This window comes from Streptomyces lunalinharesii, assembly GCF_039532155.1.
Classification (GTDB): Bacteria; Actinomycetota; Actinomycetes; order Streptomycetales; family Streptomycetaceae; genus Streptomyces; species Streptomyces lunalinharesii.
On the sequence record NZ_BAAARK010000005.1, the window covers coordinates 104242 to 118348 of the forward strand.

At 74.5% G+C, this 14107-nt stretch carries 11 protein-coding genes and 1 riboswitch; of the genes, 9 read left to right on the forward strand and 2 right to left on the reverse strand.

What is annotated here, in order from left to right; genetic code table 11:
• The first annotated feature begins 176 nt into the window (after window positions 1–176).
• The 4 genes from ABD385_RS09990 (at window position 177) to ABD385_RS10005 (ending at window position 3652) form a co-directional block, all read left to right on the forward strand.
• The gene (locus ABD385_RS09990; protein WP_344574732.1) at window positions 177–650 is read left to right on the forward strand and encodes a BlaI/MecI/CopY family transcriptional regulator; all 474 of its coding nucleotides are present in this window, start codon (window positions 177–179) and stop codon (window positions 648–650) included.
• A gap of 3 nt (window positions 651–653) precedes the next feature.
• Window positions 654–1619, forward strand: coding sequence for a M56 family metallopeptidase (locus ABD385_RS09995; protein ID WP_344574733.1), 966 nt, complete (start codon window positions 654–656; stop codon window positions 1617–1619).
• Between the two features lie 200 nt (window positions 1620–1819).
• Complete coding sequence (locus ABD385_RS10000; protein WP_344574734.1) at window positions 1820–2014, forward strand: hypothetical protein; 195 nt, start codon at window positions 1820–1822, stop codon at window positions 2012–2014.
• A 303-nt stretch (window positions 2015–2317) separates the two neighbouring features.
• Window positions 2318–3652: an LCP family protein gene (locus tag ABD385_RS10005; protein WP_344575021.1), complete on the forward strand. Its 1335-nt coding sequence runs from the start codon at window positions 2318–2320 to the stop codon at window positions 3650–3652.
• 114 nt (window positions 3653–3766) lie between these two features.
• Here ABD385_RS10005 and ABD385_RS10010 read toward each other — a convergent pair whose 3' ends face one another.
• A complete protein-coding gene (locus tag ABD385_RS10010; protein ID WP_344574735.1) occupies window positions 3767–4057 on the reverse strand; it encodes a DUF1876 domain-containing protein in 291 nt (96 codons plus the stop codon).
• Window positions 4058–4306: 249 nt separating this feature from the next.
• Here ABD385_RS10010 and ABD385_RS10015 point away from each other — a divergent pair, with 249 nt between their 5' ends.
• Both ABD385_RS10015 and ABD385_RS10020 read left to right on the forward strand, forming a co-directional pair.
• The gene (locus tag ABD385_RS10015) at window positions 4307–5044 is read left to right on the forward strand and encodes a DUF4097 family beta strand repeat-containing protein (RefSeq protein WP_344574736.1); all 738 of its coding nucleotides are present in this window, start codon (window positions 4307–4309) and stop codon (window positions 5042–5044) included.
• Window positions 5045–5163: 119 nt separating this feature from the next.
• Window positions 5164–6435, forward strand: coding sequence for an MFS transporter (locus tag ABD385_RS10020; RefSeq protein WP_344574738.1), 1272 nt, complete (start codon window positions 5164–5166; stop codon window positions 6433–6435).
• Between the two features lie 81 nt (window positions 6436–6516).
• On the opposite strand, the gene cobN is transcribed toward ABD385_RS10020, so the two are convergent.
• Complete coding sequence (gene cobN, locus ABD385_RS10025) at window positions 6517–10119, reverse strand: cobaltochelatase subunit CobN (RefSeq protein WP_344575023.1); 3603 nt, start codon at window positions 10117–10119, stop codon at window positions 6517–6519.
• 34 nt (window positions 10120–10153) lie between these two features.
• A riboswitch (cobalamin riboswitch) is annotated at window positions 10154–10303 on the reverse strand.
• An 85-nt stretch (window positions 10304–10388) separates the two neighbouring features.
• Here cobN and cobG point away from each other — a divergent pair.
• From cobG to ABD385_RS10040, 3 genes are read left to right on the forward strand one after another with little or no spacing between them, the layout of a single operon-like run.
• Complete coding sequence (cobG, locus tag ABD385_RS10030) at window positions 10389–11897, forward strand: precorrin-3B synthase (RefSeq protein ID WP_344574739.1); 1509 nt, start codon at window positions 10389–10391, stop codon at window positions 11895–11897.
• Window positions 11894–12526 (forward strand): precorrin-8X methylmutase, encoded by a 633-nt coding sequence (locus ABD385_RS10035; RefSeq protein ID WP_344574740.1) that lies wholly within the window; start codon window positions 11894–11896, stop codon window positions 12524–12526. Before cobG ends, ABD385_RS10035 begins: the two co-directional genes overlap by 4 nt.
• 2 nt (window positions 12527–12528) lie before the next feature.
• Window positions 12529–14094, forward strand: coding sequence for a precorrin-2 C(20)-methyltransferase (locus ABD385_RS10040; RefSeq protein ID WP_344574741.1), 1566 nt, complete (start codon window positions 12529–12531; stop codon window positions 14092–14094).
• Window positions 14095–14107: the final 13 nt, after the last annotated feature.

The following is a 14107-nucleotide window of genomic DNA, read 5'->3' on the forward strand; positions in this document are numbered from 1 at the left end:
CCCGGTCGTGAACTAGGACCTGGCGGAAAAACTACAGGAGTGTAGAAGTAAGCGCGGCGGGGAGCGACGCCCGCGGGTGCGAACCTTTGGACGGGCCGGCCGGCGGGGCCGCGGCCGCCGTAAAATGCCCCGGCGTCCCAGCCCGCGGGACGCCCGGCACGACGGGAGGCGACGACATGGGCGGAACACCCTTCGGCAAGGCCCTCGGCGGCAACGGGCGGGATCGGGCCCGGCGCGGACAGGGCCAGTTGGAGGCGCAGGTGCTGGCCGCGCTGCACCACGCGCCCGGACCGGCCAGCGCCGCCTGGGTCCAGGAGCGGCTCGGCGACGACCTCGCCTACACGACCGTGATGACGATCCTGTCCCGACTGCACGCCAAAGGGGCGGTCACCCGCGAACGGTCCGGCCGGGCCTACCTGTGGACCCCCGCGGCGGACGAGGCCGGGCTCGCGGCGCTGCGGATGCGCCGCGTCCTGGACGGCGAACCGGACCGGGACGCCGTGCTGACCAGCTTCGTCTCGGCGCTCTCGGCGCACGACGAGGAGGTGCTGCGCAGCCTCCTGGCCCGCGCCGAGGACGACGGCCGGGCTCCCGGTCCCGCCCCGGGGCCGGGCCGCGCGGGCGGCTCGGACGAAGCCCGTGGGGGGTGACCGGTGGGCGTCTTCGTCTTCCTGCCGCTCGTCCTGCCGCTGACCGCGCTGCCGATCGCCCGCCTCGCGGAGCAGCACCTGCACCCCCGGGTGACCACGCGGCTGCTGACCCTGCTGGCCGTGGTCCTCGGGGTGTGCAGCACGCTCTGCTTGGGCCTCCTGGTGGTCGTCGGCACCGCCCAACTGCCCGGCAACCCGCTGCCGGACGGCTGGTCGGACCCGGAGGTGCGGGCCGCGGTGCCGTTCGCCGAAGTGGCCGGCATCGCGGCGATCTTCGCGTTGACCGCCGCCCTCGGCGTGTGCGGCGGCGCCCTGCGCCGGGACCTGCGCATCCGGCTCCGGGCCCACCGCGCGCTCGACGTCCTGCCGGTCGGCACCGATCCCGCGGTGCTGCCGGACGACGATCCGTACGCCTACGCCGTGCCCGGCACCCCCGCCCGACCCGGGCGGCCGTCCCGGGCCGGCCGGATCGCGGTGTCCCGGGGCATGTTGCGGAGCCTGGACGAGGACGAGCGGGGCGCCCTCTTCGCCCACGAGCGGGCGCATCTGAACTGCCGTCACCACCGTTACCTGCTCGCCGTCCGCCTGGCCGGGTGCGTCAACCCGCTGCTGCGGCCGCTGCGTTCCGCGGTCGCCTTCAGCGCCGAGCGCTGGGCGGACGAGGAGGCGGCCCGGGCGGTCGGCGACCGGCGGCTGACCGCCCGCGCGGTGGGGAAGGCCGCGCTGATCTCGCGGCCCGCGCCGTACCCGGTGGCGGTGCAGTTCGCCTCGCCCGAACCCGGGCCGGTACCACGGCGGGTGGCGGCGCTGCTCGCTCCGGTGCCCTCGGCCCGTACCTGGCCGCCGGCGCTGACCCCGGCGGGGCTGGCCGCGCTGGTGGCCGCGGCGGGCACGGCGGCGTCCGCGCTCTCCGCGCTGAACGCGTCGGTAGCTCTGTTCCTCGTTCTGAAGGCAGCAACGCCGTGGTGAGTGCACACTGATGCCGGACTCTCCAGCACGCCACGCGACGGACACCACTTTGTGACCCGGAGCACACCAAGCAACTTCTACAGCGTTGTAGAAGTTGCCGGTAGGGTTGCGGCTGACATGCGCAACGGGCGCTGCCGGAGGGGGAGATGGCGACGAGGTGCGGACCCCTGACCTGGGACAGCCCGCCTCCAGAGGCGGAAGTGCGATGGGTCTATCAACCGGTCGAGGTCCAATATCCCGACGGAGCCTGGGAATTGGGCCGGATCAGCGCCTGGTGGACGGACGCGGCGGGCGAGACGTGGTGCCTGCTGCGCACCGTGCCGCACGGCAGCCGTCCCCAATGGCTCCGCTACGACCCCGAATCCGTGCGGCTGCTACCCACCGAGGGCATCTGACGCACCGGTACGGGCCACCACCCCGAGGCCCCCGGCCGGCACCGCCGCCCGTCACCGACGGCGCGTCCGCCCCCGCGTCCGCGCACCTCTGCACTCGGCAAGACCAGCTCCAGAAGGACCAGAAGGGCCATCGGCGTGCATGACAGGACGACGCACAGGCAGGCGGCCCGGCGGGGCAACGGGAGCGGCCGGGGGTCGGCGGACGACGGGGGCCGGGGCGAGGGCGGCGGCCGCGCCGAGCGGCGGCGGACCGGCCCCGGACGGCGGGCCGGCGGCGGCTCCCGCAAGGGCGGGAAGACCAGGATGACCCGGCGCGGCCGGATCGTGGCGTGGACCGGCGGGGTGCTCGGGGCGCTCCTGCTCGGCACGGCCGGGGTCGGCGTGTGGGCGTACCAGCACCTGGACGGCAACATCCACGGCGCGGACGTGAACAGCGAACTGGGTGGCGACCGGCCGGTCAACCTCAGCCCCGGCTCCAAGAACATCCTGGTCGTCGGCTCCGACAGCCGGGCGGGCACCGGCGGGAAGTACGGCAGCGGGCTGACCACCATGCAGTCGGACACCCTGATGGTGCTGCACATCTCCGCCGACCATAAGTGGGCCACCGCGGTGTCCTTCCCGCGCGACTCCTGGGTGGAGATCCCGGCCTGCGACAAGGGCGACGGTTCGCAGTCCACCCCCCACCACTTCAAGATCAACGAGGCGTACACCCTCGGCGGGCTCAGCGGCGACGCCGTCAAGGCGGCCGCATGCAGCATCAAGACCGTCGAGAAGAACACCGGCCTGCGCATCGACCACTTCGTCTCGGTCGACTTCCAGGGCTTCAAGGGCATGGTCAACGCGCTGGGCGGCATCGAGGTCTGCCCCAAGCACGCCATCCACGACAAGAAGGCCCACCTCGACATGGAGGCCGGCTGCCAGAACGTCACCGACGAGAAGGCGCTCGGCTACGTCCGCACCCGCTACAGCATCGGCGACGGCTCCGACCTCGGCCGGATCGGCCGCCAGCAGGAGTTCATGAAGGCGCTCGCGGCCAAGGCCCAGTCCAAGCTCACCAGCCCGACCGAGCTCTACGGCTTCCTGGACTCCGCGACCAAGTCACTCACCACCGACAAGGACCTGGCCGGGATCAAGCCGCTGGCCGACCTCGCCTCCACGGTCAAGGACATCCCCAGCGACCGCCTCACCTTCCTCACCGTCCCCACCTATCCGCGCGAGGCGGACGTCCCCACCGACAAGGCCAACGTCATCTGGCAGTACCCGCAGGCCAGCGAGTTGTTCGGTGACCTCGCCCACGACCGGGAGGTCGGCGCCGCCGGGAAGAAGAAGTTCGCGGAGGCCGAGAAGAACCCGGTGACGGCGCGCTCGGTCCGGGTGCGGGTGCTCAACGGCACCGGCACCACGGGCCTCGCCGGGGAAGCCGCCCAGAAGCTGCGCCAACTCGGCTTCACCGTCGTCTTCACCGACAACGGCGAGCGCACCGACAAGTCCACCATCAGCTACCCGCCCGGCCTGAAGACCCAGGCCCAGGTGCTCGCCGCACGGCTGCCCGGCACCACCATCGCGGAGTCGGCGCAGGCGACGCCGGGGTCGGTGACGCTCACCGTCGGCGCGGACTTCTCCGCGAAGGACAGCTGACGACCGCGGTGGCCGACGCCCGGAATCCGGGGCGCCGGCCACCGCGGTCCGCCCGCCGCACGGGTGCGCGGGCGGACCGCGACCGGTCCGCCCGAGGCCGGGCGCACGGGGCCCTCAGGCGTGCAGTCGCTCGACGGGGCGGGCCGTGTGTACCTCGATGTCGTGCGCGGCGCGGCTGAGCAACTGGTGGCTCAGGTCGGACAGCGCCCGGGCCGTCGCCAACTCGTCCCCGATGGCGGGGACGTTCTCGTCCGCCGGATTGCACCGGGCGGACCCCTCGCCGATGAGCTGCCCGCCGTCCTTACCGCGCAGCCGGGCCTCGGCCCGGACCTCGCTGCCGGATTCGACGATGTCGATCTCGGCGCGCCACGTCTTCGCGTTCGTACCCTTGCCCGTGCCGGTCACCGGAAGCCTCCTCATGCCGCGGCGGAAGCGCCCCCACACCCAGCGTCGCACCGGCGCCCGGGGGCCGCACCCGGAGGTCCGCCCCCGCCGGGACCCGGGGGACAGCCCCATGGTCGGACGGGCGGGGAGTGCCTAGGGTCGGTGGCAGGGGGCCCGGTGCGGGCGGCCGGCAGGCCGTGGCGCGGGCCCGGACCACGGGGCGACGGGCCAGCCCGGAGCCGCGAACAGACCCAATTCCGGGGGGATTTCATGCGCAGGCACGTCCGCTTCACCGGCGCCGCGGCACTCGCCGCGGCCGGGGCACTGGCGCTCGGCGCGTGCGGCCTCGTGGTCGGCGAGACCTTCTCCGACGACGCCACGGTGGCGCAGAAGATCACGGCGGTGCGGGTGGACACCTACGACGGCGGCGTGACGGTGCGCGGCGGCGCGGGCGGGAGCACGGCCAGCGTGCACCGCGAGGTCACCTACCGGGGCGACCGGCCGAAGGGGCCGACGCACCGGGTCGAGGGCGGCACCCTGGTGCTCGGCGGCTGCGGCGAGCACTGCTCGGTGACGTACACCGTCGACCTGCCCGGCACGGTGCCGGTGACCGGCGGCACCTCCAACGGCGCGCTCCACCTGTCCAGGGTGGCCGCGGTGCGGGTGACCAGCAGCAACGGCGCGATCGACCTGGACGGGGTGTCCGGCGCGGTGGACGTCCGCACCACCGACGGCGCGATCACCGGAAAGGGCCTGGCGGGCACCGGCATCACGGCCGAGACCTCCAACGGCGAGATCACGCTCACCGCGACGAAACCGCAGGACGTCCGGGCGAAGACCTCCAACGGCGCGGTGTCGGTGACCGTGCCGGACGCCCCGTTCCGGGTGTCCGCGCAGACCTCCAACGGCGCGAAGCGGATCGGGGTCCGCAACGATCCGGCGAGCCGCTACCGGCTCGACCTGACCACCGACAACGGGGAGATCCACGCCGGGACGGCCAAGGGCTGAGCGCCCACCGGCGGGCTTCCGCGGCGGCGGAACCACCACGTCGGAAAGGTGCCGGACCGTCGGGCCGGCGGCTGCTGGACTGAGGGCACCGCAACCGGTCGCCTCTCAGGACGGACACCATGACGACCACCGGCAGCCCCCGCACCACCCCCGCCCGAGGCCCGCACCGGCCCACGGCCCCACCGGAGTTGAGGAGCGCGGCGCCCCCGGCGCCGGCCGGCCGTGCGCCGCTCAAGGGCCGGCTCGCCGTGCTGGCGGTGACCCTCGGCATCTTCACCATCGTCACCACCGAGATCCTCCCGATCGGCCTGCTGACCCGGATCGGGGCGGACTTCGGCGTCTCCGACGGCACCGCGGGGCTGATGATGACGCTCCCCGGGTTCCTCGCCGCCTGCGCGGCGCCGACGGTGACGATGGCGACCGCCCGGTTCGACCGGCGGCTGATGCTGTGCGGCCTCGTCGCCCTGCTGGCCCTGGCGAACTTCACGGCCGCGGCCGCTCCGGTCTACTGGCTGGTGCTGCTGTCCCGGGTCCTGGTCGGCGTCGTCATCGGCGGGTTCTGGTCGATCGGGGTCGGGCTCGCCGAGCGGCTGGTACCGGCGGCTTCGGCGGGCCGGGCCACCGCCGTGATCTTCTCCGCGGTGCCGCTGGGCTCGGTGATCGGGGTACCCGCCGGCACCTTCCTCGGCGATCTGGCCGGCTGGCGGACCGCCTGCGCCGCGGTCGGCGCACTGGCGGTGGGGGTGTGGGTGTTGACCGCCCTGGTGCTGCCGCCGCTGCCGGCGGTGCGCGCCACCAGCCCGGCGCTGCTGCGCGGCACGCTGCGCGGGGTGCACACGCGGTTCGCGCTGCTGATGACGTTCCTGATCGTGCTGGCGCACTTCGGCGCGTACACCTACGTGACGCCGTTCCTGGAACGGACCACGCATCTCGCCAGCGCCGCGACGGTGACCCTGTTCCTGCTGGTCTACGGCGTCGCCGGAGTCGTGGGGAACTTCGTCGGCGGTGCCGTGGTGGCGCGGCGTCCGCGCACCGTCTTCGGGACCGCGGCCGGGCTCCTGGCCCTGGCCACGCTGCTGCTACCGGTCCTCGGTCGGGAACCGGTCGGTGCACTGGTCCTGCTGGTGGTCTGGGGCCTCGCGTACGGCGCGGTGCCGGTCGCCTCGCAGACCTGGTTCGCCAAGGCGGCGCCCGGGGCGCCCGAGGCGGCCTCGGTGCTGTTCACCGCGTCGTTCCAGGCGACGCTGTCGCTCGGCGCGCTGGCCGGCGGGATGGTGGTGGACCGCACGTCCCCCGCGGTGGTGATGGTGCTGGGCGGGGCGACCGCGGTCCTGGTGGCCCTGGCCGCGTGGCTGCACTTCGCCAAACGGCTTGTGTGGCCGGTGGGTTGAGGGGAGGGCCTCCGCGGGGCGGAGGGAGGCCGGGGCGGTGTTTCACGTGAAACACCGCCCCTCCGTCACGCCCCCGAGCCGTCAGTCCTCGCCCTCCAGCTCGCCCTCGGTCTCCAGGAACGCCTCGCGCAGCGCGGCCAGCGTCTCCGCGTCCGGCTTCTCCCACATGCCGCGGGACTCCGCCTCCAGGAGGCGCTCGGCGATGCCGTGCAGCGCCCAGGGGTTCGCCTCCTGGAGGAACGCGCGGTTCTCCGGGTCCAGGACGTAGGTCTGGGCGAGCTTGTCGTACATCCAGTCGGCGACGACCCCGGTCGTGGCGTCGTAGCCGAACAAGTAGTCCACGGTGGCGGCGAGTTCGAAGGCGCCCTTGTAGCCGTGGCGGCGCATCGCCTCGATCCAGCGGGGGTTGACGACCCGGGCCCGGAAGACCCGGGAGGTCTCCTCCACCAGCGTCCTGGTGCGGACCGTCTCGGGGCGGGTCGAGTCGCCGATGTACGCCTCGGGCGCCTTGCCCTTGAGCGCCTTGACGGTGGCGACCATGCCGCCGTGGTACTGGAAGTAGTCGTCGGAGTCGGCGATGTCGTGCTCGCGGGTGTCGGTGTTCTTGGCGGCCACCGCGATGCGCTTGTAGGCGGTCTCCATCTCCTCCCGGGCCGGACGCCCCTCCAGCCCGCGCCCGTAGGCGTAGCCGCCCCAGACGGTGTAGACCTCGGCGAGGTCGGCGTCGGTGCGCCAGTCGCGGGAGTCGATGAGCTGGAGCAGGCCCGCGCCGTACGTGCCGGGACGGGAGCCGAAGATCCGGGTGGTGGCCCGCCGTTCGTCGCCGTGCGCGGCGAGGTCCGCCTGGGCGTGGGCCCGGACGAAGTTGCGGTCGGCGGGCTCGTCGAGGCCGGCCGCGAGCCGCACCGCGTCGTCGAGCAGGCCGATGACGTGCGGGAACGCGTCCCGGAAGAAACCGCTGATGCGCAGGGTGACGTCGATCCGGGGGCGGCCCAGCTCGTCGAGGTCGACGGCCTCCAGACCGGTCACCCGGCGCGAGGCGTCGTCCCAGACGGGGCGGACGCCCAGCAGCGCCAGCGCCTCCGCCACATCGTCGCCGGAGGTGCGCATCGCGCTGGTGCCCCACAGGGACAGGCCGACCGACTCCGGCCAGTCGCCGTTGTCCTCGCGGTAGCGGGTCAGCAGCGAATCGGCGAGGGCCTGCCCGGTCTCCCAGGCCAGCCGCGACGGGACGGCCTTGGGGTCGACGGAGTAGAAGTTGCGGCCGGTCGGCAGGACGTTGACCAGGCCGCGCAGCGGCGAGCCGGACGGGCCGGCCGGCACGAACCCGCCGTTCAGGGCGTGCACCGCGTGGTCGACCTCGGCCGTGGTGCCGGCCAGTCGCGGGACGACCTGCCGGGCGGCGAAGTCGAGGACGTCCGCGACCGCGGTCGGGTGCCCCTCGGCGACCCGGGCCACCGCGGCCGGGTCCCACTCCGCGTCCTCCATGGCCTGGACCAGGCCCCGGGCGAGAGCCTCGACTTCGTCGGCGGCGGTGCGGGTCGCGGCCGACTCGTCCAGGCCGAGCGCCTCGCGCAGCCCGGGCAGCGCGGAGGTGCCGCCCCAGATCTGCCGGGCGCGCAGGATGGCCAGCACGAGGTTGACCCGGGCCGCACCGACCGGGGCGGCGCCCAGGACGTGCAGGCCGTCGCGGATCTGCGCGTCCTTGACCTCGCAGAGCCAGCCGTCGACGTGCAGCAGGAAGTCGTCGAAGCCGTCGTCGTCCGGGCGTTCGTCCAGGCCCAGGTCGTGGTCGAGCTTGGCGGCCTGGATCAGCGTCCAGATCTGCGCGCGGATGGCGGGCAGCTTCGCCGGGTCCATCGAGGAGATCGCCGCGTACTCGTCGAGCAGCTGCTCGAGCCGGGCGATGTCACCGTAGGAGTCCGCGCGGGCCATCGGCGGCACCAGGTGGTCGACGAGCGTGGCATGCACCCGCCGCTTGGCCTGGGTGCCCTCGCCCGGGTCGTTGACCAGGAACGGGTAGACGAGCGGCAGGTCGCCGAGCGCCGCGTCCGGACCGCAGGCGGCGGAGAGGCCGGCGTTCTTGCCGGGCAGCCACTCCAGGTTGCCGTGCTTGCCGAGGTGAACCATGGCGTCGGCGCCGAACCCGCCGTCGGCGGTGGGGGCGGCGATCCAGCGGTAGGCCGCCAAGTAGTGGTGCGAGGGCGGCAGATCGGGGTCGTGGTAGATCGCGATCGGGTTCTCGCCGAAGCCGCGCGGCGGCTGGATCAGTATCAGCAGGTTGCCGCGGCGCAGGGCGGCCAGCACGATGTCGCCCTCGGGGTTGCGGCTGCGGTCGAGGAACATCTCGCCCGGCGGCGGGCCCCAGTGCTCCTCCACCGACTCCCGCAGCTCCTGCGGCAGCGTGGCGTACCAGCGGCGGTAGTCGGCGGCCGGGATGCGGACCGGGTTGCGGGCCAACTGCTCCTCGGTCAGCCACTCCTGGTCGTGGCCGCCGGCCTCGATGAGGGCGTAGATCAACTCGTCGCCGTCGCCGGACGCGAGGCCGGGCACCGGCTCGGTGCCGAAGTCGTAGCCCTCGGCCTGAAGGCGGCGCAGCAGCGCGACGGCGCTCGCCGGGGTGTCCAGACCGACCGCGTTGCCGATCCGGGAGTGCTTGGTGGGGTACGCCGACAGCACCAGCGCCAGCCGCTTCTCGGCGGCCGGGATGTGGCGCAGCCGGGCGTGCCGGACGGCGATGCCGGCGACCCGGGCGGCGCGCTCGGCGTCGGCGACGTACACCGGCAGCCCGTCCTCGTCGATCTCCTTGAACGAGAACGGCACGGTGATCAGGCGCCCGTCGAACTCCGGCACGGCGATCTGCGAGGCGGCGTCGAGCGGGGAGACGCCCTCGTCGTTCTCCTCCCAGGCCGCGCGCGCCCCGGTCAGGCAGAGCGCCTGCAGGATCGGCACGTCCAGGGCGGTCAGCGCACCCGCGTCCCAGGACTCGTCGTCGCCGCCCGCGGAGGCTTCGGCGGGCTTGGTGCCGCCCGCGGCCAGCACGGTGGTGACGATGACGTCGGCGGCGCGCAGCTCCTCGATCAGCTCCGGCTCGGGGGCCCGCAGCGACGCGACGTACAGCGGCAGCGAACGGCCGCCGGCGCGCTCGACCTGGTCGCACAGGTCGTGGATGAAGCGGGTGTTGCCGCTCATGTGGTGGGCGCGGTAGTAGAGCACCGCCACGGTCGGGCCGGCCGCCTCCGACGCCGGACGCTCCAGCGGGCCCCAGGACGGGGCGGCCGCGGGCGGCTCGAAGCCGTGGCCGCTGAGCAGGACGGTGTCGCTGAGGAAGCAGGCCAGCTGGGAGAGGTTGGCCGGACCGCCGTGCGCGAGGTAGGCGTGCGCCTCGGCCGCGATGCCGACCGGAACCGTGGACGCCTCCATGAGCTGGGCGTCGGGGGCCTGTTCGCCGGTGAGCACGACGACCGGGCGGTGCTGGTCCGCGGCCAGCAGCACGTCCAGGCCGTCCTGCCAGGCGCGGATGCCGCCGAGCAGCCGGACGACGACGAGGTCGGTGCCCTCGAGAAGTCCGGGGAGTTCGGCGACGTCGAGTCGGGCGGGGTTGGCGAGCCGGTACGGCACGGGGCCGGTGGCCGCCCGTGCGCTGAGCAGATCGGTGTCGGACGTCGACAGCAGCAGGATCACGGCGCAGCCCTTCCTCGGGGTGTCCACGCCCCGGGTGGTCGTATGGACGGCGGGAGTTCCTGGCTCACCCGGCGGTGGCCGGGTTCACAGTGGCGGGACCGCGCCGGATTCTCACCGGGCTTCCTCCCTTGGCGCCGTCGCTGGCGTCCGGCGGGTCAGCCGACCCGCCGACCTGCATAGTAAGGGCTGCGGCCGGACCGCGGGAGCGGGCCTTTCGGAGCCGCCCTCCACGCCCCCTCGCCACGGTTCCGGGCGAAACCGACGTAGGTATGCTCGCCGCCATGCCGCCCTCCCCTGCACCACGCCCCGACCGGGCCGAACCGCCCGTTCGGGACCGCGGTGACGCCTGCCCGGGAGCGCTGCGGCTGCACTCCGCAGCCGACGGGAACCTGGCCCGAGTGCGGCTTCCCGCCGGGGACTTGACGGTCCGCCAGGCCACGGCTCTGGCGGACGCCGCGGAACGCCTCGGCGACGGGCACCTCTCGCTCACCTCCCGCGGCAACGTCGAACTGCGCGGCCTGCCCGACGACTGTGGCCGGCACCTCGCCGACCTCCTCGCCGACGCCGGGCTGCTGCCCTCCGTACGCCATGAGCGGATCCGCAACGTGCTGGCCTCTCCGCTGGCCGGACTGGACCGGCACACCCCCGCCGACGTGCGGTTGTGGGCCCGGAGCCTGGACGCGCTGCTCTGCGCGAGCGACGCCGCGACGGGACTTTCGGGCCGCTTCCTGTTCGTCCTCGACGACGGTCGGGGCGACGTGGCCGGCCTGGGCGGCGATGTGACCTTGCTCGCAGAATCCGGCCGGCAGGACCCGCCGGCCGCCGGGTACGCGCCGGGCGCCGCGTCCGGGTGGGGAGCGCTGCTCCGGGTCGGCGACGACCGGGCGGCGCTGCGGATCGCGGCGGACGACGTCCCGCGGGCGGCCCTGATAGCCGCCGAGGTCTTCCTGACCGCCGCCGCGGAGCGCGGCGGCGGCGCCTGGCGTATCCGTGAGCTGCCCGCCGCACGACCGCTGACCGCCCAGGAGGTGCAGCGTGCGCTGCGGGCCGCGGGCATCGCCGCGGAGCACGTGGAGCGTTGGGACGCCCTGGCCCCGGGGCCGGCCGCGCCCTTCGCCGACGCCACCGCCCCCGGCCCGGTCGAGGGGCCCGACGGTCGCCGGGCGCTGGCGGTCCTGGCGCCGCTCGGCCGGCTGACCGCGGCCCAGTGGCGGCTGCTGACCGGGATCGCCGCCGAGGACGGCGCCGGCGCACTGCGCCTCACGCCGTGGCGCGGCATCGTCGTCCCCGGCCTGGCCTGCGCGGCGGCGTCCCGGCGGCTGCGCGAACTCGGCGCCGCCGGCCTGATCACCGACCCGGCATCCCCCTGGCGCCGGGTGACGGCCTGCACCGGCCTGCCCGGCTGCGCCAAGTCCCGTACCGACGTGCGGAGCGATGCGGCGGGCGTGCTCGCCGGGGGCGGAACGGTTCCGGCGGACGGTTCGGGTGCGCCTGGTGGGCTGCCCGTCCACTGGTCGGGCTGCGAGCGGCGGTGCGGCCATCCGCACGGTGCCTGGGTCGACGTACTGGCGACGCCCGACGGCTATCGGACCACCTCGGTGCCTCCCAAGTCCCTTGCCCGGCCGCCGGTTTCACGTGAAACACCCGGGCCGGGCACCGTTTCACGTGAAACACCCCGGCGGGGCGTCGTTTCACGTGAAACGCCGAGCGCATCCGGCGCCCCTCCGGCTGCCCCGCCCTCTTCCACCCCTCAACCCACCACCCCGAGGCCCCAGTGACCGCGTTCGACTACGAAAAGGACGGGGCGGCCATCTACCGCCAGTCCTTCGCCACCATCCGCGCCGAGGCGGATCTCTCCGCACTGCCCGCCGACGCCAGCCGGGTCGCGGTCCGGATGATCCACGCCTGCGGCATGGTCGATCTCGTCCGCGACCTGGCCTTCACCCCGGGCGTCGTGGCCAGTGCGCGCACCGCACTGCGGGCCGGTGCGCCGATCCTGTGCGACGCCACGATGGTTGCCAGCGGGGTGACCCGCAAGCGGCTGCCGGCGGACAACGAGGTGCTGTGCCCCCTCGGCGACCCGTCGGTCCCGGAGCTCGCCGCCCGGATGGGCACCACGCGCAGCGCTGCCGCCCTCGAACTGTGGCGGGACCGGATGGAGGGCGCCGTCGTCGCCTTCGGCAACGCACCCACCGCGCTCTTCCGCTTCCTCGAAATGATCGAGGAGGGGGCGCCCCGCCCCGCCGCGGTCCTCGGCATCCCGGTCGGCTTCATAGGCGCGGCCGAATCCAAGGACGCGTTGATCGACCACCCGTCGAAGCTGGATCACATCGTGGTGCGCGGGCGGCGCGGCGGCAGTGCCATGGCCGCGGCCGCGATCAACGCCCTGGCGAGCGAGGAAGAGTAGGCGTGAGCGAGCAGCAGGCGAGCAGTGGCACGACGGACCCGTCGGCCGCGCAGTCCCCGGAGCGGCCCAGCGGCCACCTCTACGGCGTCGGCCTCGGCCCCGGCGACCCGTCCCTGATGACCGTGCGGGCGGTGGAGGTCATCGCCCAAGCCGACGTGGTGGCCTACCACAGCGCCCGGCACGGCCGGTCGATCGCGCGCTCCATCGCGGCGCAGCACATCCGCCCGGACCACGTCGAGGAAGCCCTGGTCTATCCGGTCACCACCGAGTCGACCGACCACCCCGGCGGCTACCGCGGGGCCCTGGACGAGTTCTACGAAGCGGCGGCGGCGCGGCTCGCGGCCCACCTGGACGCCGGCCGCACCGTCGCGGTGATCTCCGAGGGCGACCCGTTCTTCTACGGCTCGTACCAGCACATGCACAAGCGGCTGGCCCACCGCTATCCGACCGAGGTCATCCCCGGCGTCACCTCCATCAGTGCCGCCGCGGCCCGCCTGGGCACCCCGCTCACCGAGGCCGACGAGGTGCTGACCGTGCTGCCCGGCACCCTGTCCGAGGAGGAGCTGACGGCGCGTCTGAGCGCCACCGACTCCGCCGTCGTGATGAAGCTCGGGCGCACCTTCCCCGGTGTCCGTCGTGCGCTGGAGCGCTCCGGCCGGCTCACCGAGGCCCGCTACGTCGAGCGCGCCACCATGGCCGGGGAGCGCACCGGCGCGTTCTGCGACGTCGATGCCGACTCCGTGCCGTACTTCTCCGTCGCGGTGGTGCCCAGCCGCATCGCCACCGCCGCGGAGGAGCCGGAGCCGGTGGCCGCGGACCGCGGCGAGGTGGTCGTGGTCGGCACCGGCCCGGCCGGTCCGCGCTGGCTCACCCCGGAGTCCCGCGGCGCCCTCGCCGCCGCCGACGACCTCGTCGGCTACACCACGTACCTGGACCGCGTCCCGGTACGCCCCGGTCAGCGCCGGCACCCCTCGGACAACAAGGTCGAGTCGGAACGCGCCGAATTCGCCCTGGACCTGGCCCGCCACGGCCGCCGGGTGGCGGTGGTCTCCGGCGGCGACCCCGGCATCTTCGCCATGGCCACGGCGGTCCTGGAAGTGGCGTCGGAGGAGCCCTACCGCTCCGTTCCGGTGCGCGTGCTGCCGGGCGTCACGGCCGCCAACGCCGCCGCCGCCCGCGCCGGCGCCCCCTTGGGCCACGACTACGCGGTGCTCTCGCTCTCCGATCGCCTCAAGCCCTGGGAGGTGATCGCCGAGCGGCTGCGCGCGGCGGCCTCCGCCGACCTGGCGCTGGCGCTCTACAACCCCGGTTCCCGCAGCCGCACCTGGCAGGTGGCGAAGGCCCGGGACGTCCTGTTGGAGCACCGCGCGCCGGACACCCCGGTCATCCTCGCCCGCGACGTGGGCGGCCCCGAGGAGTCGCTCCGCACCGTGCGGCTCACCGACCTCGACCCCACCCAGGTCGACATGCGCACCATCCTGCTCGTCGGCTCGTCCCAGACCCGGCGGGTCCGGCGCGGGGACGACGCGGAGGTGGTCTGGACGCCGCGCAGGTACCCCGAGCGCTGACCGCCGACAACGG